This is a genomic window from Serratia sp. CY31944 (genome assembly GCF_052169175.1).
GTDB classification, from domain to species: domain Bacteria; phylum Pseudomonadota; class Gammaproteobacteria; order Enterobacterales; family Enterobacteriaceae; genus Serratia; species Serratia sarumanii.
Window position 1 is genome coordinate 17,657 of sequence record NZ_JBJNLG010000013.1, and the last position, 17,667, is coordinate 35,323.

Annotated in this window: 17 protein-coding genes; 3 read left to right on the forward strand and 14 right to left on the reverse strand. The window is 60.9% G+C overall.

From position 1 onward, the window contains the following. Positions 1–11: 11 nt before the first annotated feature. The gene (locus tag ACJ8IN_RS14425) at positions 12–1,322 is read right to left on the reverse strand and encodes an MFS transporter (RefSeq protein ID WP_060423900.1); all 1,311 of its coding nucleotides are present in this window, start codon (positions 1,320–1,322) and stop codon (positions 12–14) included. A 358-nt stretch (positions 1,323–1,680) separates the two neighbouring features. On the opposite strand from ACJ8IN_RS14425, the gene ACJ8IN_RS14430 reads away from it, so the two are divergent. From ACJ8IN_RS14430 to ACJ8IN_RS14440, 3 genes are all read left to right on the forward strand, one after another. Further along, the gene (locus tag ACJ8IN_RS14430) at positions 1,681–2,763 is read left to right on the forward strand and encodes a LacI family DNA-binding transcriptional regulator (RefSeq protein ID WP_060423898.1); all 1,083 of its coding nucleotides are present in this window, start codon (positions 1,681–1,683) and stop codon (positions 2,761–2,763) included. Between the two features lie 62 nt (positions 2,764–2,825). Continuing rightward, a complete protein-coding gene (locus ACJ8IN_RS14435; protein WP_060423895.1) occupies positions 2,826–3,851 on the forward strand; it encodes a M4 family metallopeptidase in 1,026 nt (341 codons plus the stop codon). After that, the gene (locus ACJ8IN_RS14440; RefSeq protein WP_060423892.1) at positions 3,851–4,192 is read left to right on the forward strand and encodes a protealysin inhibitor emfourin; all 342 of its coding nucleotides are present in this window, start codon (positions 3,851–3,853) and stop codon (positions 4,190–4,192) included. The genes ACJ8IN_RS14435 and ACJ8IN_RS14440 overlap by 1 nt, the downstream gene beginning before the upstream one ends. A gap of 4 nt (positions 4,193–4,196) precedes the next feature. Here the strand turns inward: ACJ8IN_RS14440 and ACJ8IN_RS14445 are convergent, their stop codons facing one another. The 13 genes from ACJ8IN_RS14445 to pepB form a co-directional block, all read right to left on the reverse strand. Next, the gene (locus ACJ8IN_RS14445; protein WP_033635588.1) at positions 4,197–4,418 is read right to left on the reverse strand and encodes a zinc ribbon domain-containing protein; all 222 of its coding nucleotides are present in this window, start codon (positions 4,416–4,418) and stop codon (positions 4,197–4,199) included. 12 nt (positions 4,419–4,430) lie between these two features. Continuing rightward, the gene (locus ACJ8IN_RS14450) at positions 4,431–5,387 is read right to left on the reverse strand and encodes an AEC family transporter (protein WP_033648913.1); all 957 of its coding nucleotides are present in this window, start codon (positions 5,385–5,387) and stop codon (positions 4,431–4,433) included. Positions 5,388–5,486: 99 nt separating this feature from the next. After that, positions 5,487–6,977 (reverse strand): ribosome biogenesis GTPase Der, encoded by a 1,491-nt coding sequence (der, locus tag ACJ8IN_RS14455; RefSeq protein WP_004941442.1) that lies wholly within the window; start codon positions 6,975–6,977, stop codon positions 5,487–5,489. Positions 6,978–7,108: 131 nt separating this feature from the next. Beyond that, the gene (gene bamB / locus ACJ8IN_RS14460; RefSeq protein WP_033635590.1) at positions 7,109–8,290 is read right to left on the reverse strand and encodes an outer membrane protein assembly factor BamB; all 1,182 of its coding nucleotides are present in this window, start codon (positions 8,288–8,290) and stop codon (positions 7,109–7,111) included. Positions 8,291–8,301: 11 nt separating this feature from the next. Further along, positions 8,302–8,922, reverse strand: a complete 621-nt coding sequence (locus ACJ8IN_RS14465) for a YfgM family protein (protein ID WP_033635592.1) — start codon at positions 8,920–8,922, stop codon at positions 8,302–8,304. 13 nt (positions 8,923–8,935) lie between these two features. Continuing rightward, the gene (hisS, locus tag ACJ8IN_RS14470) at positions 8,936–10,210 is read right to left on the reverse strand and encodes a histidine--tRNA ligase (RefSeq protein WP_033635593.1); all 1,275 of its coding nucleotides are present in this window, start codon (positions 10,208–10,210) and stop codon (positions 8,936–8,938) included. A gap of 139 nt (positions 10,211–10,349) precedes the next feature. Beyond that, positions 10,350–11,471 carry a flavodoxin-dependent (E)-4-hydroxy-3-methylbut-2-enyl-diphosphate synthase gene (gene ispG / locus ACJ8IN_RS14475; protein WP_016929756.1) on the reverse strand — a complete coding sequence of 374 codons (1,122 nt, stop codon included), beginning with the start codon at positions 11,469–11,471 and terminating at the stop codon, positions 10,350–10,352. 47 nt (positions 11,472–11,518) lie between these two features. Continuing rightward, a complete protein-coding gene (rodZ, locus tag ACJ8IN_RS14480; protein WP_004941432.1) occupies positions 11,519–12,493 on the reverse strand; it encodes a cytoskeleton protein RodZ in 975 nt (324 codons plus the stop codon). Next, entirely contained in the window at positions 12,483–13,232 is a 750-nt protein-coding gene (pilW, locus tag ACJ8IN_RS14485) for a type IV pilus biogenesis/stability protein PilW (RefSeq protein ID WP_060423976.1), read from the reverse strand. Before pilW ends, rodZ begins: the two co-directional genes overlap by 11 nt. A 98-nt stretch (positions 13,233–13,330) precedes the next feature. After that, complete coding sequence (locus tag ACJ8IN_RS14490) at positions 13,331–14,527, reverse strand: bifunctional tRNA (adenosine(37)-C2)-methyltransferase TrmG/ribosomal RNA large subunit methyltransferase RlmN (protein WP_004941426.1); 1,197 nt, start codon at positions 14,525–14,527, stop codon at positions 13,331–13,333. Between the two features lie 232 nt (positions 14,528–14,759). Then, positions 14,760–15,185, reverse strand: a complete 426-nt coding sequence (gene ndk, locus ACJ8IN_RS14495; RefSeq protein WP_004941424.1) for a nucleoside-diphosphate kinase — start codon at positions 15,183–15,185, stop codon at positions 14,760–14,762. Positions 15,186–15,347: 162 nt separating this feature from the next. Further along, positions 15,348–16,178, reverse strand: a complete 831-nt coding sequence (sseB, locus tag ACJ8IN_RS14500; protein ID WP_033635596.1) for an enhanced serine sensitivity protein SseB — start codon at positions 16,176–16,178, stop codon at positions 15,348–15,350. A gap of 89 nt (positions 16,179–16,267) precedes the next feature. Next, positions 16,268–17,563, reverse strand: coding sequence for an aminopeptidase PepB (gene pepB, locus ACJ8IN_RS14505; RefSeq protein WP_060423889.1), 1,296 nt, complete (start codon positions 17,561–17,563; stop codon positions 16,268–16,270). Positions 17,564–17,667: the final 104 nt, after the last annotated feature.

The following is a 17,667-nucleotide window of genomic DNA, read 5'->3' on the forward strand; positions in this document are numbered from 1 at the left end:
AAGCATTCCACTTAGCTGTGTGAAGGTGTTTTCTTACCGCCGCGTTCGGCGATCAGGGCAATCAGGAACAAGGCGCCGATCAGATCGAAGAAGCCCATGGCGATGAACAGCGGGTTGAAGCCGATGGTGTCGGACACCGCGCCGATCAGCAGCGTGAACAGGAAGCTGGCGATCCAGGCGCTGGATCCGCGCATGCCGTTGACCGTCGCCATCTGGTTTTTATCGAACGACTCCACCACCAGCGCGCTGAGCATGCAGGAGATCACCTGGTGGCCGAAGCCGCCGATCGAGATCAGCGCGATCGCCACATAGGGATCTTGGGTGATCGCCACGAACGCCAGCGACACCATCAGGAAAGCGCCGGTCACCGAGCTGGCGACCACCGAGTTGACGCGGCTGCAGCCGAACCATTTGCGGTACAGGGTGGTGAGATAGCCGCTGGCGACGCTGCCGATATCCGCCGCCAGGAACGGCAGCCAGGCGAACATCGCGATCTGTTTCAGATCCATGCCGCGTTCAGTGGCCAGGTACAGCGGCACCCAGAAGCTGAATACCGCCCAGGCCGGCTCGGCGAGGAAGGCCGGGATGGCGATGCCGTAAAACTTCTTGTTCTTGCACAGGCTGGCCAGCGAGGTGAAGAACGGCAGCTTAGGCAGCACCGGCTCGTTGTCTTCGCGGATCAGATCCAGCTCTTGCTGGCTGAGGTTCGGGTGCTGCTGCGGCGAATGGTAGAACAGCCACCACAGCACCACCCAGATCAGCGCCAGCCCGCCGGAGAACAGGAAGGCGCCCTGCCAGCCGAAGGAGACGTGAGCGATGACGATGATCGGCGGTGCCAGCATGGCGCCGATGGAGAAACCGACGCCCGCCCAGCCGGCGGCGATCGGCCGCTCCTTCTTCGGAAACCAGTCGGAGATCGCCTTGGCGTTGGCCGGGGTGGCCGCCGCCTCCGCGCCCCCCATGAAGAAACGCAGAATGGCCAGTTGCAGCCAGCTGCCGGCGCCGGCGTGCAGCATGCACACCACCGCCCAGATGCCGGCACAGATCAGAAAGCCCATCTTCAGGCCGATAACGTCGATCAACCAGCCGCAGATCGGCTGAAACACCGTGTAGGCCAGCTGGAACGACGCCACCACCCAGGCATATTGCTCGGTGCTCATATTCAGGCTGGTTTTCAGCTCCGGCGCCAGAATGCCCAGCGAGTTGCGGGTGATGTAGTTGACCGTGACGCCCAGCAAGAACAGCGCCAGCATCCACCAGCGCAGCGATTTGAACTTGCGCCGGCCGCTCTGCGCGACCGCCTGATTGATCTCCACACTCATCGGTTCTCTCCCCGCGGCCGCCGACTACGGCGACGCGCGTTTTGGTAGGGTACGTTGTGCTATCAAACACGGGGCGGTGAAAACGGGTCGGCGCCGTATCACTGGCCGACAGACAATCACAACCCCATGATTTATTTTTGTTTTCATTTTCGCACACCGTTAAAATTGGACTGACAGGTCGCTAAAATTGGTGTACCAATGCAGACTACTCAGCGAGAGCGCGCAGCGAAACGCTGTTTTTTGCAAAGATTTTCACAGGCGGGTGAAAAAATAGTCATAATGACCAAGAAATCCGGTCAAGACGCTGAAAATCTGCAATGAAAATATTCTCACGGACGAATTTGAAGGAGATCACAGAATGAACGGAAAGCTGAAAATTCAGGAGATCGCTCGCCAAACCGGGCTGTCGATCAGCACCGTTTCCCGCGTGCTGGCAGGCAAGGCCAACACCAGCGCCGAGGCGCGCCGCAAGGTGCTGGACTGTGCGCAGCAAAACGGCATTCTGCAGGGCATTTCCAGCGGCCGGCTGATGCTGAACAACGTGATGGTGTTCGCGCCGCAGCGCGCGTTCGACGTGCGCACCGACATCTTCTACTACAAGGTCATTCAGGGTATCGCCGCCGCGCTGATGGAGCACGAGGTGCGCATCCGCTACTGCGGGCTGGAAGAGCAACACAGCGACGGCGCGCTGTTTCTGGAAAAGATGAGCGACCCGCACACCGAAGCGGCGCTGATCATCGGCATCGACGACGAGCATATCCACACCCTGGCCGCCGATCTGCACAAGCCCTGCGTGCTGATCAACTGCAGCGATCGGCAGATGCGGCTGGACAGCGTCTCACCGGATCATCAGCTGATCGGCGACTATTCCGCCAGCTACCTGTTTCAGCAGGGGCACAGCCATATCCTCAATCTGCAATGCCTGCGCCGCCACACCATGGAGCTGCGGCTGGCGGGCATCCGCCAGGCCTACGCCCGACATCATCTGCCGTTCGACGACGGCCGCCATCTGATCACCACCTCCGGCTTCGGCGGCGAAGAGGCCGAGCAGGCGCTGACCACCTATCTCGATGGCATCCACGGCCACGCCCCGCTGCCGACGGCGATCCTGGCCGGCGGCGACTACATGGCGGTCGGGGCGGTCAAAGCGCTCAACAAGCGGGGGCTGAGCGTGCCGGGTGACGTCTCGGTGATGAGCACCGACGGCTTCAATCTGGCGGAAATCCACGATGTGCCGCTGACCTCGGTGCAGGTGCCGCGCGACGAACTGGGTTACGAGGCGATCCAGCTGCTGCAGCGGCGCGTGCTGCGCGCCGACGCGCCGCCGTGCAATCTGCTGCTGCACGGCCAGCTGGCGGTGCGCGCCTCGGTGCGACGCATCAGCCCGCACAAGACCGCGCCGGCGGTGAGCACGCATGACCACAGGCTTTATGACGAGTAGGCTACACTTAGGCACAGTGCATTCATTCGATGAGGTAAAATTTTTGCCTAAGGAGAGCCACTATGCCAGCCCAGCGCATGCGTTCCGTCATTCCTCCCTACATGCTGCGCCGCATCATTGAACACGGCAACGCCCCGCAGCGCGACTGCGCGCTGCACACGCTGAACCACGTGCAAAGCCTGCTCGGCAACAAGCCGCTGCGTTCGCCGACCGAGAAAAACGCCCGAGCCGGCGAAGCGCTCCGCGATATCTACGACGCCCAGAACGGCACCCAGCTGCCCGGCAAACAGGTGCGCCAAGAGGGCCAGCCCAGCAACCACGATGTGGCGGTGGACGAAGCCTACGACTACCTCGGTGTCACCTACGATTTCTTCTGGCAGGCCTATCGCCGCAATTCACTGGATAACCAGGGGCTGCCGCTGGTCGGCAGCGTACACTACGGCAAGGAGTACCAGAACGCCTTCTGGAACGGCCAGCAGATGGTGTTCGGCGACGGTGACGGCGAAATCTTCAACCGTTTCACCATCGCCATCGACGTGGTCGGCCACGAGCTGGCGCACGGCGTGACCGAGAGCGAAGCCGGGTTGATCTACTATCAGCAGTCCGGGGCGCTCAATGAATCGCTGTCCGACGTATTCGGCTCGTTGGTCAAGCAGTTCCACCTGCAGCAAACCGCCGATAAAGCCGACTGGCTGATCGGCGCCGGGCTGCTCGCCGAGGGCATCAAAGGCCAAGGGCTGCGCTCGATGTCGGCACCCGGCACCGCCTACGACGATCCGCTGCTGGGCAAAGACCCGCAGCCCGCCAGCATGAAGGATTATATCCAGACCAAGGAAGACAACGGCGGCGTGCACCTCAACTCCGGCATCCCCAACCGCGCCTTCTACCTGGCGGCGACGGCGCTGGGCGGCTTCGCCTGGGAGAAAGCCGGTTACGTCTGGTATGACACGGTGTGCGACAAAGCGCTGCCGCAAAACGCCGACTTCGCCACCTTCGCCCGCACCACGGTGAAACATGCGCTAGCGCGTTTCGACCAGAGCGTGGCGGACAAGGTGCAGCAAGCCTGGCATCAGGTGGGGGTGGAATAATGAAACCGCTGCCGACGCTCAATCAGGATACGGTCATTGAGCTGGCGCGCGAGGGAGGCTTCGCCTACATTCCCAAACTGGCGGGCCAGCGCCGCATCGCGCTGGCCGATATCACGCCGGAGCAGCGGCAGCGCCTGAATCAGTTGCTGAACCAGACGCTGCCCTATGCGCAGGAAGAAGGCCAGCCCAGCTCCCTCGGCTGCGGCGACCAGCGCTACTACCGCGTGCAAATCAACTACACCAGCCCCACCCTGAGCACTGAGATCGTGCTGTTAATCCCGGAAAGCAGCGCGCCGCAGGCGCTGGTGGATCTGTGGAAAACCGGCCAGGTGGATGAGTGAGGGCTTACAGCGGCTGATAGCTGAAATTCACCCGTTTTTTGGAGATCAGCCCGTGCCCGTTCTGGCACAGGTAATCCACCGCCCCGCAGGCTTTCAATTCTTGCAGCGGCTGCCCGCACTCCGGGCAGCTCGCCAGCTGCCGATAATCGCGCTGGCAAGCTTCACAATGGTAGTGACCCGCTACCCACTTCATGGTCTGACGGCAGTGCGGACAGTGCGCTTCCATAACGACTCCAGGTTAAATCGCGCCCCATGAGCGCAAGAAATAAATCCCCAACGCGGTGGTGAAGAACGAACCGACGGTGGTGATGGCGATAATGTTGGCCGCCAGCGTGGCGTTGCCGCCCATGGCGCGCGTCATCACATAGCTGCCCGACGCGGTCGGCGTGGCGGAAAACAGGAAGATAATGCCCAGCGCCGCCCCCTGAAACCCGCACAGCCAGCCGGCCAGCGTCATCAGGCACGGCACCAGAAACAGCTTGGCCGCCGACGACAGCGCCGCCACGTTGGACGAGCGGAACATGGCGCGAAAATCCAGGCTGGCGCCGGTGCACAGCAGCGCCAGCGGCAGCGACAGCGCAGAGATATAGCTGCCGGTCTGGCGGATCACGGTCGGGATGCCCAGCCCGGTTTGCGCGTACAGCAGCCCGCACACCAGGCCGATGATCAGCGGGTTGGTAACGATGCTGCGCAGCAAAGACAGGTGGCTGATTTTCTTGCCCTGCCCGCCCTGCAGGCTGCGCGTTAGGGTGATGACCGACAGTATGTTGAACAGGATCACCGTCACCGTCAGGTACAGCGAGGCGAGCGCAATGCCTTCGCTGCCGTAGGCGGTCATGGCGTAGGCCAGGCCGACGATGGCGGTATTGGCGCGGAAACCGCCCTGTACGAACACCCCGCGCTCACGCGGTTCTTTCACCAGCCACTTGGCGGCCAGCTCCAGGAGCAGGAAGGTCGCCAGCGTGCCGACCGCGCCGAACAGCACCAGCGGCAGGTTGCCGAGCAGCTGCGGATGGTTGGTGGCGATGCTGAAAAACAGCAGGCACGGCAGCGCCAGATTGAACACCAGGCGGGTCGCGCCGTCGACAAAGCGGTCATCCATCAGGCGCCAATGGCGCAGCAGGATCCCCAACAGCATCATCAGCAGATTCGGCACGGTGACGTTGAACGCAAAACTCCAGGTTTCCCAGGACATGGTGTTCCTTCAGTCAGGCGAGGTAATCTTCAGATAATAAAACGATTTCGGGCCAATAAAAAAGGGGCGCGGCATCACTGCCGCGCCCCTCATGAGCGATTACTTGCTCTTTTTCAGGTGGCTCATCAGGCGCTTGCGCTTACGCATCTGGGTCGGCGTCAGCAGGTTGCGTTTGCCGGCGAACGGGTTGTCGCCCTCTTTGAACTGGATGCGGATCGGCGTCCCCATCACATTCAGCGAGCGGCGGAAGTAGTTCATCAGGTAGCGTTTGTACGAATCGGCCAGATCGCTGACCTGGTTGCCGTGGATCACCACGATCGGCGGGTTGTAACCGCCGGCGTGAGCATATTTCAGCTTCACGCGGCGGCCGCGCACCAACGGCGGCTGGTGATCGTCAACCGCCATCTGCATGATTTTGGTCAGCATCGAGGTGTTTACGCGGCGGGTTGCGCACTCGTAGGCTTCCTGCACCGATTCGAACAGGTTGCCGACGCCGCTGCCGTGCAGCGCGGAAATGAAGTGCACGCGCGCGAAGTCAACGAAGCCCAGACGCAGGTCGAGCATCTCTTTCACGTGCTCGCGATCTTCTTCGCTCATGCCGTCCCACTTGTTGACCGCAATCACCAGTGAGCGCCCACTATTGAGGATAAAGCCGAGCAGCGAGAGATCCTGATCGGAGATGCCTTCACGCGCGTCGATCACCAGCAGCACCACGTTGGCGTCTTCAATCGCCTGCAGGGTCTTGATCACCGAGAACTTCTCGACGGTTTCAGTCACCTTGCCGCGTTTACGCACCCCGGCGGTGTCGATCAGCACGTATTCGCGTTCGTCACGCACCATCGGAATGTAGATGCTGTCGCGGGTAGTGCCCGGCATGTCATACACCACCACGCGCTCCTCGCCGAGGATGCGGTTAGTGAGCGTAGACTTACCGACGTTCGGACGGCCGACGATCGCCAGCTTGATCGGCAGATCCTGCGGGTTGAACGCTTCTTCTGGCTCTTCGTCTTCTTCGCCTTCCAGCGTTTCGCCGTTTTGCTCGGCCCAGTAAGCGGCGTTGGCCTCTTCCTCGGTCAGCTCGACGTCTTCCGGTTTTTCCGGCACGAACGGCACCAGCACGTGTTCGATCAGTTGGGTCACGCCACGGCCGTGGGAAGCGGCGATAGCGAACACTTCACCCAGGCCGAGCGAGTAGAAATCGGCGGTGGCGGTGTCCGGATCCAGACCGTCGGTCTTGTTGGCCACCAGGAAGGTCGCCTTCTGGCGGCTGCGCAGGTGCTGGGCGATGCCCTGATCCGCCGGCATCAGGCCGGCGCGGGCGTCGACCATGAACAGCACGATGTCCGCCTCTTCGATCGCCAGCAGCGACTGACCGGCCATGCGCGTTTCGACGCCGTCTTCGGTGCCGTCGATACCGCCGGTATCGACGATGATGAATTCATTGCCTTCGATTTCAGCACGACCATACTTGCGGTCACGCGTCAGCCCCGGGAAATCCGCCACCAGCGCATCACGCGTATGGGTTAAACGGTTGAACAAGGTGGATTTACCCACATTCGGGCGCCCGACCAGCGCGACGACAGGTATCATTGTTGAAGCCTCATTACTTAATAATCAATGCGTTACTGCACTGTGGATAGACACCAGCGGTGCAGCTTATAAAAATACGAAACGGCCCCTGAACATTCAGGAGCCGTTTTCAAGCCTTGCGACGAGCGGCGTTAGCGGGTGAAAGCGTAAACTTTCCCGCCGCGAGCCTGGATGATCAGCTTGTCGCCGGCCACCATCGGCGCAGACAGGAAGCCGGAGCTGTCCACTTCCTGCTGGGCGACAAAACGGCCATCGGTGGTGTTAATCCAGTGCAGATAGCCTTCGGCGTCACCGGTCACCAGATAACCATTATACATCACCGGCGGCGTCAGGTTGCGGTGCAGCAGATCGCTCTGCGTCCACACGGTCACGCCGCCTTCGGTGCTGAGCGCGACTACGCGATCGTTCTGGTCGATCAGGTAGATGCGGCCCGCGTCGACGATGAAATCGTTCACCGAACCCAGCTCGCGTTTCCAGATAATCTGGCCGGAACGCAGATCCAGCGCCGTCAGGTTGCCGTTGTAGCCCAGCGCGTAGACCACGCCGTCAACGATCACCGGCGTGGTGTCCACGTCGTTCAGGCGATCGATTTCGGTCGCGCCGCTCGGCTGAGAAATACGCTGTTGCCAGATCAGTTGGCCCTGCTGCATCAGCACGGCGCTGACGCGGCCGTTGTCACCGCCGACGATGGCGGCGCCAAAGGCGACGGCCGGCGCGGATTCACCGCGCAGCGACAGCGAAGGCATGTCCAGGTTAACCGTCCATTTCACCGCGCCGTCGGCTTCGTTCAGCGCCTGCAGCATGCCGTTGGAGGTGTGCACCAACACCATGCCGTCGCTGACAACCGGACGGGAGATCGCTTCGCCGGCCACTTTGGTCTGCCAGGCGATGGCGCCGTCGGCGGTGTTCAATGCGTAAACCACCGCTTTTTCGCTGCCGACGTAAACCTTGTCACCCGCGACCGTCAGGCCGCCCGACAGCAGCGCAGACAGGTTGCTGGAGAAGAAGCCGGTCTTCTCGGAGAGATTAACCTTCCACTTCTCGTTGCCGCTGTCGGCGTCCATCGCTTTCACGATGCCGAAGCGATCGGCGGCGTAAATGGTGCTGTCCTGATAGGCCGGACGCAGGTGGGAGTAATACTCACCGATGCCGTCGCCCACCGAGGTGCTCCACGCCTTGCTCGGCGTAAACTGATTTTCAACTTTCGGCAACGGCGACATGGTAACCACGTCTTCTTCGCTGTTAAACAGCGAGCAACCACTCAGCAAGGCAGCGGAAACCAGTCCGACCAAGAGTGTTTTACGCAATTGCATGGGAATTCCCCTTAGCTGGACAAGTTATTCAATTTCATGCGCAGCAGAACCTGCAGCGCCTGAGAAGCGTTGGACTCAATGCCTTTGCTGTAAGCTTCGCGCGCGCCCTTGGCGTCGCCCTTGGCCAGCAGCACATCGCCGCGCACATCCTGCATCATCGCCGCCCAGCCTTCGCCTTTCACGCCATCCAGCGTTTTCAGCGCTTCATCCAGCTTTTTCTCCTGCAGCTGGACGCGCGCCAGACGCAGGTCGATCATCGCCAACAGGTTGTCGTCTTTGGTCTGGCCCTGCGCCAGCGCCAATTGCTGTTCCGCCTTGGCGAAATCATTCTGTTCGACAAAGTGCTTGGCCAACTGCAGCGCGGCCAATACGCCGTAGCTGTTACCGTTAGCCTGGACAAATTTCTCCGCGGCAGCCACGTCATCCGGCTTGCCGGCCGCCAGACGATCGCTGGCTTCCTGATAGGATTGCGACGCAGCCATCATGTTGGAGTTTTCATGGCTCTGCCAGTAACGCCAGCCAACCAGGGCACCAATTCCGAGCACCACGCCCACCGCCAGCGCTTTGCCGTTCTCGGCAAAGAACCGACGCAGTGCGTCGACTTGTTCGTTTTCAGTGGTATAGACTTCCACGGTGTCCTTCTCCTTAACCTAACATCAAAGCCAGACGCGCAGCGACTTCGCTTTGCGCCAGCGTTTCTTGTTCACCACTGCGCAGGTCTTTCACCACCACCTGCTGCGCCGCCACTTCGCTCTCACCCAGGATCAGCGCGATGCGCGCGCCCCATTTGTCCGCACGGGTGATCTGCTTCTTGAAGTTGCCGCCGCCGTAATTGGTCATCAGCTTCAGCTGCGGCGCCGCGTCGCGCACCTGTTCAGCCAGCTGCATCGCCGCGCTCTGGGTGCCCGCGCCGGAAGAGATGACGTACACGTCGATAGCCGACGGCGCCTTGAATTCCGGGTTAACCGCCTGCACCAACAACACCAGGCGCTCGAGGCCCATGGCGAAACCGACCGCCGGGGTGGCACGGCCGCCCAATTGCTCGACCAGGCCGTCGTAACGGCCGCCCGCGCAGACGGTGCCCTGCGCGCCCAGGCTGGTGGTCACCCACTCAAACACGGTGCGGTTGTAGTAATCCAGACCGCGTACCAGGCGCTCGTTAACGGTATATGGGATACCTGCCTGCGCCAAAAGTTCACACAGACCGGCGAAGTGAGCACGGGATTCTTCATCCAGGTACTCGGACAGGCGCGGCGCGTCGTTCAACAGCGCCTGCACCTCAGGATTCTTGGAGTCCAGCACGCGCAGCGGGTTGCTGTACATGCGGCGTTTGCAGTCTTCGTCCAGCACCTCAACGTGCTGCTCCAGGAACGCCACCAGCGCGTCGCGGTAGTTGGCGCGCGCCTCCAGCGAACCGATGGAGTTCAGCTCCAGCTTGACGTGCTCGGCGATGCCCAGCGCTTTCCACCAGCGGGCCGTCAGCAGGATCAGCTCGGCGTCGACGTCCGGGCCTTGCAGGCCGAACACTTCCGCGCCCAATTGATGGAACTGACGGTAACGGCCCTTCTGCGGGCGCTCGTAGCGGAACATCGGGCCGATGTACCACAGACGCTGTTCCTGATTGTACAGCAGACCATGTTCGATGCCGGCGCGCACGCAGCCGGCCGTCCCTTCCGGACGCAGCGTCAGGCTTTCGCCGTTGCGGTCTTCGAAGGTATACATCTCTTTTTCCACGACGTCGGTCACTTCACCGATCGCGCGTTTGAATAACGGGGTCTGCTCTACAATCGGCAACCGGATTTCGCTGTAACCGTAGCTGCCCAGCACCTGCTTGAGGGTGCCTTCAATACGCTGCCATAATGCCGTTTCTTCCGGCAGGTAGTCGTTCATGCCGCGAATGGCTTGAATGTTCTTTGCCACGTGAGTTCTCTGTCCGTTGTCTGTAAAAATGAACCTGATTATAGGGACTTTGCCGCCCGGTATTCAACGCGGATGCGGTTTTCTGCCCTTCAGGTTCATAAACAAGCGGGCCAACAGGCCCGCCGTGTAGCGATAACGCTTATTTTTCCAGCAGATTGACCGTGATGCGGTTGCTTTCGTCCATCATCGCGGCCTTGGCGCGAATTTTCGCTTCCAGCTGGTCGATCATCTGTTCGTTGTCAAAACGCTCTTTCTGGCGCACGCCGTCTTCATAGAAGCCGCTCTTCTTGTGGCCGCCGGTCACGCCCATGGTGGACACCAGCGCTTCGCCCGGGCCGTTCACCACGCAGCCGATGATCGAAACGTCCATCGGCGTGATGATATCCTCCAGGCGCTGCTCCAGCGCGTTCACCGTGCCGATCACGTCGAACTCCTGACGCGAACAGGTCGGGCAGGCGATAAAGTTGATGCCGCGCGCGCGGATGCGCAGCGACTTCAGGATATCGAAACCGACCTTCACTTCTTCGACCGGATCCGCCGCCAGCGAGATGCGCAGGGTGTCGCCGATGCCTTCAGACAGCAGCATGCCCAGGCCGATGGCCGATTTGACCGACCCGCTGCGTGCGCCGCCGGCTTCGGTGATGCCCAGATGCAGCGGCTGATCGATGCGCGAGGCCAGCAGGCGGTAAGACTGCACCGCCAGGAACACGTCCGACGCCTTGACGCTGACCTTGAACTGGTCGAAGTTGAGCCGATCGAGGATGTCCACGTGACGCATGGCGGATTCCAGCAGCGCTTCCGGCGTAGGTTCGCCGTACTTTTCCTGCAGGTCTTTCTCCAGCGAGCCGCCGTTGACGCCGATGCGAATCGGGATGTTCTTGTCGCGGGCGCAGTCCACCACCGAGCGAATGCGCGATTCGTTGCCGATGTTGCCCGGGTTGATGCGCAGACAGTCTACGCCGTATTCGGCAACCTGCAGCGCGATGCGATAATCGAAGTGGATATCGGCGACCAGCGGCACGTTGACCTGCTGCTTGATCAGCTTGAACGCCTCGGCGGCGTCCATGGTAGGAACCGAAACGCGGACGATGTCGACGCCCACGCGCTCCAGCGCTTTAATCTGATTAACCGTTGCTTCAACATCGGTGGTACGGGTGTTGGTCATCGACTGCACGGCAATCGGCGCGCCATCACCAATAGGCACCTTGCCGACGTAAATGCGTGTAGATTTTCGACGGTTGATGGGCGCTTGGTTATGCATTACTTACTCTCCATTGCTGCTCTGACATCACGACCGGTGCCGCGCGATTACTGCGCGGCGACGGTCAGGCGAGCAACACGGTTTGACTTAACGAACCGGCTTAAATCAACCGGTTTACCCTGATACTGGATCTGAACTGCCGCCGGCGCGCCGATGGTCAGTTTATACGGCGCAGTGCCGGTCAGGTTCAGCTTGCCGCCCTGCTTCTGGGTGCCGCTGAAAAGCGTCTTACCGCTCGCGTCGGTCACCTGCAGCCAGCAGTCGGCGGAGAAATCCATCACCAGCGCATTCGGATCGGCCGCCGGCGCAGCCACGCCCGCATCGGCGGTCGGCAACGGCGCTTGTGCCGCCGGCGCGGTTTCCGGCAGGGTGGTCTGGCTTGGCGACACCACGGCAGGCTGCTGCTGAGCCGCGCTCGGCGCCTGGGCGGTCGCCGCCGGCGCCTGAGCCGCTGCGCCAGTATCGGCCGGCGCGGCGCTGTTGTCGGTCAACGGCACGTTGGTGCCGGCATCGGCATTGCCGTCGGTCAGCGGCACGGACTGCCCTTCGTTATTCTGCGAAAGCTGCGCGGAGGACTGATCGGCCATGGTGGCGATCTCTTCCTGCTGGGCCTTGTGGTTTTGCCACCACCAGGCGCCGGTCAGGCCGATCACCACGAACACGATAAGCCAGGTGAAGCTCATCAGCCAGCCGTCGCGTTTCTTGCGGCGCTTGCCCAGCGAGAAGCTTTGCATCGGCGCCACTTTCGCCATCTTCAACGGCGCCTGCTTGGCCAGCATCGGCAGCAGTTCGTCTTCCGGCAAATGCACCAGCTTGGCGTAGGAACGGATGTAGCCGCGCACGAAGGTGGACGCGAGGTCAGCGGACACGCTGTCTTCCTCGATATCGCGCACGGTGGACATTTTGAGACACAGGCGTTCTGCAACGGTCTGTTGGCTCAGCCCGAGTTGCTCACGGGCCTGACGCAGGCGCTGGCCCGTCGTCATGGATACGGTTTTATCTTGGGAGGCTTCAGTATTCATTAGCTAAGAACTGCTGGTACTGTTTGGATTGTGGAAAACTTCGCGCTAGCTGCTTGCCATAGCGTTGAACGCTATCCTGACGGCCGGCTAACGCGGCGAAACGAATCTGTAACCATAAGCTGCTGGCGCTGGCCGGCAGAACATGCTGATAAACATCCAATAAAAGTTGCGACTGGGCGCGCTTCCCTTCTCCAAATTGCTTTTCGGCCTCCGCCAACAGCGGAGTGCCTTTGTCCGGATCGACTTTCAGCGCGCGGCTCAACAGCGTGCGCGCCTCATCGTTTTGTCCGGCCTTGAGAAAACAGTAACCTGCGTTTTCCAGGCTGTCGGCGACCTGGCCATAATCGGGCACCAGCGCCGCAGCGCTAAACTGCTGTTGCGCCGGTACATACTGCCCTAAACCGCAAAGAAACGCACCGTAATTATTCAATACGGTGCCATTGCCCGGCGCAAGTTTGAGCGCCTGCCGATAACGCTGTTCGGCCGCGGCATTTTCACCGATCCGCTGCTCATAGAGCGCCATGCCCAACTGCGTGCGGTAATCCTGCGGGGCCGCGTCCAACGCCTTTTCCAGGTTCTGGCGCGCGGCGTCCATGTCGCCTTGCTGCAGGTACTCCAGGCCCAGCTGCAACCGCGTCTGGCCCGCCTCAGAGACTTGTGCTTCCTTTTCCGGCGCTGAACCGGAACACCCGGCCAACAACCCGGCCGCCAGCCACACACCCCACAGTTTCAGCTTCATGCCCGCATTCATTTCCTTATCGGCCGTCAGCTAACGCCCGCCAGCGATACGCTTTCGCATAACAGGCTGTTAGATAACAAAAAATGGTGCTATAGGATTCAGACCGCCCGTACGTTGATAGGTTCCCCGGCCATTTTCTTCTTCAGGGTACGCTTGGTACGGTCGATCACTTCACCCGCCAGTTGCCCGCAGGCGGCGTCGATATCGTCACCACGGGTTTTACGAACAATAGTCGTAAAGCCGTATTCCATCAACACCTTGGAGAAACGATCCACCCGGCTGTTGGAGCTGCGGCCGTAAGGGGCGCCCGGGAACGGGTTCCATGGGATCAGGTTGATCTTGCACGGCGTGTCTTTCAGCACTTCCGCCAGCTGATGCGCATCGTCGGTGCTGTCGTTGATATGATCCAGCATCACGTACTCGACGGTCACGCGGCCCTGGTTGGCGTTGGATTTCTCCAAATAGCGACGCACCGCGGACAGGAAGGTCTCGATGTTGTACTTGCGGTTGATCGGCACGATCTCATCGCGGATGGTGTCGTTCGGCGCGTGCAGCGAGATCGCCAGCGCCACGTCGATCATGTCGCCCAGCTTGTCCAGCGCCGGCACCACGCCGGAGGTAGACAGGGTCACGCGGCGTTTGGACAGGCCAAAGCCGAAGTCGTCCAGCATGATTTCCATCGCCGGCACCACGTTGTTCAGGTTGAGCAGCGGCTCGCCCATCCCCATCATTACCACGTTGGTGATCGGGCGTTGGCCGGTCACCTTCAGCGCGCCGATGATTTTCGCCGCGCGCCACACCTGGCCGATGATTTCCGACACACGCAGGTTGCGGTTGAAGCCCTGCTGCGCCGTCGAACAGAATTTGCACTCCAGCGCGCAGCCCACCTGCGAGGAGACGCACAGCGTCGCGCGGTCGGCTTCCGGGATGTACACGGTTTCGACCTGCTGATCGCCGACTTTAATCGCCCACTTGATGGTGCCGTCGGCCGAACGCTGTTCTTCCGCCACTTCCGGCGCGCGGATTTCCGCCACGCGCTGCAGCTTGCCGCGCAGGACTTTGTTGATGTCGGTCATCTGCTCGAAATCGTCGCAGCAGTAGTGGTAAATCCACTTCATCACCTGATCGGCGCGGAACGGTTTCTCGCCCATTTCGGCGAAGAACTCGCGCATTTGCTGGCGGTTCAGGTCCAGCAGGTTGATTTTGGCCGCAGCCGGTTGCTCCACGTTAACGGAGGGGGTAGTCAGCGAATTATTTTCAGACACGGTGTGCTCGGACGTGATGGGTTCTAACATAATGATCTCTGGCCTCGTTATTACACGTTATGGCGCTAAAGAATGGACAGTAAGTTGTGCATTTCAGCCCGCATGATTCGGGTGGCGGCACTAAAAACACGCCCCTGACAAGTCGTCTTATCAGGGGCGCGGCATTGTACAAATTTTAGTAGCGGGTGGCTACGGCTGAAAGGCATTCAGGGCATTTTTATTGTTTCAGCCGGTGAATGCCTGGCTATCAGCAACGGCACGATTAACGTGCGCAGATTTCGCTTTCGTTGAAGAAGTAAGCGATTTCGCGCTGTGCGGATTCAACGGAGTCGGAACCGTGAACGGCGTTAGCGGTGAAGCTGTCCGCGTAGTCGGCACGCAGGGTACCGGCCAGCGCGTTGTCCGGGTTGGTTGCACCCATGATGTCGCGGTTGCGCTGCACGGCGTTTTCAGATTCCAGAACCTGCACCATGATTGGGCCGGAGGTCATGAATTCAACCAGACCGTCGAAGAATGGGCGGCCTTTGTGCTCAGCGTAGAAGCCTTCAGCTTGCTCGCGAGTCAGACGCAGCATTTTAGCGGCGATGATTTTGAAACCGGCGCGCTCGAAACGAGCGTAGATAGCGCCGATGTCGTTGTTGGCTACAGCGTTTGGTTTAACGATGGAAAAGGTACGTTCTACGGTCATGATGGCCTCTGTATGACTTCCAAAACAGGCCGGTCTGCAATGTTGCCGGCCTTCTCAAGTGGCGCAGATTATATGTGCGCCGTTAACGCTTGCCTACGGGAAAATCAACATTTCATTAAAAAAATATGATCTTCATGATTCATTTTCGACCACGCGGCGGCGCTACTGGGTCTTGTCGGTAGACGGGATCAAATTGCGCAGCCAGCTGCCCCAGCGGCGCTGATAAAACGGCTGCGTATGGGAGATCAGATAGTGGCTGATGCCGCGCTCGTTCTCCGACACCAGGCAGAAATCCACCGGTTCGTCGTTCGGCGCCGTTTCGCTGGCGACGCTGCCGGCCTCGTTGATCAACGCCTCGATCTCCGCCGGCTCGGCGTCCACTTCCAGCCCGATCAGCAGATTCGGCTTCTCGTCCGCCGCCTGATCGTGCATCAGCGCCAGAAACGCGCGGCGCACCGGCTTGCGCTGGCTGAACAGCGTGGTCAACGCATCCACCATCGCCGACGGATACTCTTCGGGCTGCCCCAGCAGGATTTGGGTCTCTTTGTCGACGTAATGCTCCACCGGTTTGACGACGCCGCCGGTCGCCAGCAGCATCGCCACCTCTTCCGGATAGAACTCCTTGCCGTACTCCGCCTTCGGGTTGAGGAACAGATCCGCACCCTGGGTGATTTCGAACAGCACCCGCGCCGGCATGGCGATGAACGGCTGTTCGTCCTCAACGGCTTTCTGCAGCGCTTCCAGCGAGGTGAAGAACGGAATGATGCTGCCGCCGTCCTGCTTCTCCCAATGCTGGATATTGACCGGCGTATCCGCGTTCAGCGCGATGTCGCCGTCCTGCTGCACCTGCTCGCTGTCGCCGAGGATCAGCACCGTGGCGTCGAGCAGTTCACGGAAGAACGCCGGGCGGTGGGCCGGCTCCGTCACCGCCAGCTTCAGCAGGCGTTCAAGTTCGTTCTCGCTCGGGGCGGCATCGTGATGATGGGCACTCATGGCAAACTCCAGGGATAAAATAGCGAGGCCCAGCATGCTGGGCCCCGAAGATAATGCGCATTCTAGCCCCCGACGCGGCGGGCGTTCAATTATTTGGCTTTGCTCAGCAGCAGATTAGCCAGGGTGCGCACGCCCAAACCGGTCGCGCCGGCCGACCACTGATCCACCGCGCCTTTGCGGTAGGTGGCGGAACAGTCGATGTGCAGCCAGCCTTGCTGGTAGTTCTTGACGAAGTGCGACAGGAAGGCCGCCGCGGTGCTGGCGCCGGCGGTGTAGGCCGGGCCGGCCACGTTGTTCAGCTCGGCGAAGTTGGACGGCAGCTGGCTGCGGTGGAACTCGGCCAGCGGCAGACGCCAGAACGGCTCTTGCTCGGCGGCGGCGCTGCTGAGCAACTCTTGCGCCAGCGCGTCGTCGAAGCTGAACAGCGCGTGGTAGTCGTTGCCGACCGCGGTTTTGGCCGCGCCGGTCAGGGTCGCGCAGTCGATAATCAGCTGCGGATTCTGCTCAGAAGCGTCGATCAGGCCGTCGGCCAGCACCAGGCGCCCTTCCGCATCGGTGTTCATCACCTCAACGGTTTTGCCGTTGCGGTAGCGAATGATGTCGCCCAGTTTGAAGGCGTTGCCGCTGACCATGTTGTCGGCGCAGCACAGGTACAGCTTCACGCGCTGCTTCAGGCCGCGCGCCGCCGCCAGCGCCAGGGCGCCGGTGATGGTGGCCGCGCCGCCCATGTCAGCCTTCATCGAGTCCATAAAGGCGCTCTGCTTCAGGCTATAACCGCCGGTATCGAAGGTGATGCCCTTGCCGACCAGGCAAGCGAACACCGGCGCGTCCGGGTTACCGGTCGGGTTGAAGTCCAGCGCCAGCAGCACCGGCGGGCGCTCGGAGCCGCGGCCGACGGTGTGAATGCCGGCATAGTTCTGCTCGCGCAGATCTTCGCCCTTGGTGATGCGATAGCTGACGGCATCGCAGCCGACGTCGCACATCAGATCAACGGCGCGGGTCGCCAGCTGCTCTGGCCCCAGATCTTCCGCCGGCATATTGATGGTGTCGCGCACCCAGTCTACGATCTTCAGGCGCTTATCCAACTCCTGACGTGCGGCTTCCGGCAGCTCGGCCCATTCGACGTTGCGCTGCCCTTTCGGCCCGCGGTAACCCTGCCAAAACGCCCAGCTGTTTTCCAAGTCCCAACCGTCGCCGGCCAGCTTGACGTTTTTGATGCCCTGACCGTCAATTTTGCGGCCCGCACGCTGGATCGCGCCCAGCTTGTCGGTGCCGGTCAGGTGGATGGTCATCCCTTCGCCGTTGGTGCTGAGCAGCGCTTTTTCGCCCCAGCGGGCGTCGGCAGATTGTTGCGACAGCGTGACCTGCATGAATTCTGTTGTCATAGCCTTCTTACTCCGGATGTTCCCTTTATTATTTCATTAGGGCTTTATTGCATACCCTATGGATTTCAAATTGCAGCTAGGCGCCCAGCGATCTCATCCCCAGG

What these genes read in the sequence shown, in the direction of transcription:
- ACJ8IN_RS14425 (WP_060423900.1), bottom strand. Translation starts at nt 1,322, where the DNA reads ATGAGTGTGGAGATCAATCAGGCGGTCGCGCAGAGCGGCCGGCGCAAG.
- ACJ8IN_RS14435 (WP_060423895.1), top strand. Translation starts at nt 2,826, where the DNA reads ATGCCAGCCCAGCGCATGCGTTCCGTCATTCCTCCCTACATGCTGCGC.
- ACJ8IN_RS14430 (WP_060423898.1), top strand. Translation starts at nt 1,681, where the DNA reads ATGAACGGAAAGCTGAAAATTCAGGAGATCGCTCGCCAAACCGGGCTG.
- ACJ8IN_RS14440 (WP_060423892.1), top strand. Translation starts at nt 3,851, where the DNA reads ATGAAACCGCTGCCGACGCTCAATCAGGATACGGTCATTGAGCTGGCG.
- ACJ8IN_RS14450 (WP_033648913.1), bottom strand. Translation starts at nt 5,387, where the DNA reads ATGTCCTGGGAAACCTGGAGTTTTGCGTTCAACGTCACCGTGCCGAAT.
- bamB (WP_033635590.1), bottom strand. Translation starts at nt 8,290, where the DNA reads ATGCAATTGCGTAAAACACTCTTGGTCGGACTGGTTTCCGCTGCCTTG.
- ACJ8IN_RS14445 (WP_033635588.1), bottom strand. Translation starts at nt 4,418, where the DNA reads ATGGAAGCGCACTGTCCGCACTGCCGTCAGACCATGAAGTGGGTAGCG.
- ndk (WP_004941424.1), bottom strand. Translation starts at nt 15,185, where the DNA reads ATGACCGTAGAACGTACCTTTTCCATCGTTAAACCAAACGCTGTAGCC.
- sseB (WP_033635596.1), bottom strand. Translation starts at nt 16,178, where the DNA reads ATGAGTGCCCATCATCACGATGCCGCCCCGAGCGAGAACGAACTTGAA.
- pepB (WP_060423889.1), bottom strand. Translation starts at nt 17,563, where the DNA reads ATGACAACAGAATTCATGCAGGTCACGCTGTCGCAACAATCTGCCGAC.
- ispG (WP_016929756.1), bottom strand. Translation starts at nt 11,471, where the DNA reads ATGCATAACCAAGCGCCCATCAACCGTCGAAAATCTACACGCATTTAC.
- pilW (WP_060423976.1), bottom strand. Translation starts at nt 13,232, where the DNA reads ATGAAGCTGAAACTGTGGGGTGTGTGGCTGGCGGCCGGGTTGTTGGCC.
- der (WP_004941442.1), bottom strand. Translation starts at nt 6,977, where the DNA reads ATGATACCTGTCGTCGCGCTGGTCGGGCGCCCGAATGTGGGTAAATCC.
- rodZ (WP_004941432.1), bottom strand. Translation starts at nt 12,493, where the DNA reads ATGAATACTGAAGCCTCCCAAGATAAAACCGTATCCATGACGACGGGC.
- ACJ8IN_RS14490 (WP_004941426.1), bottom strand. Translation starts at nt 14,527, where the DNA reads ATGTTAGAACCCATCACGTCCGAGCACACCGTGTCTGAAAATAATTCG.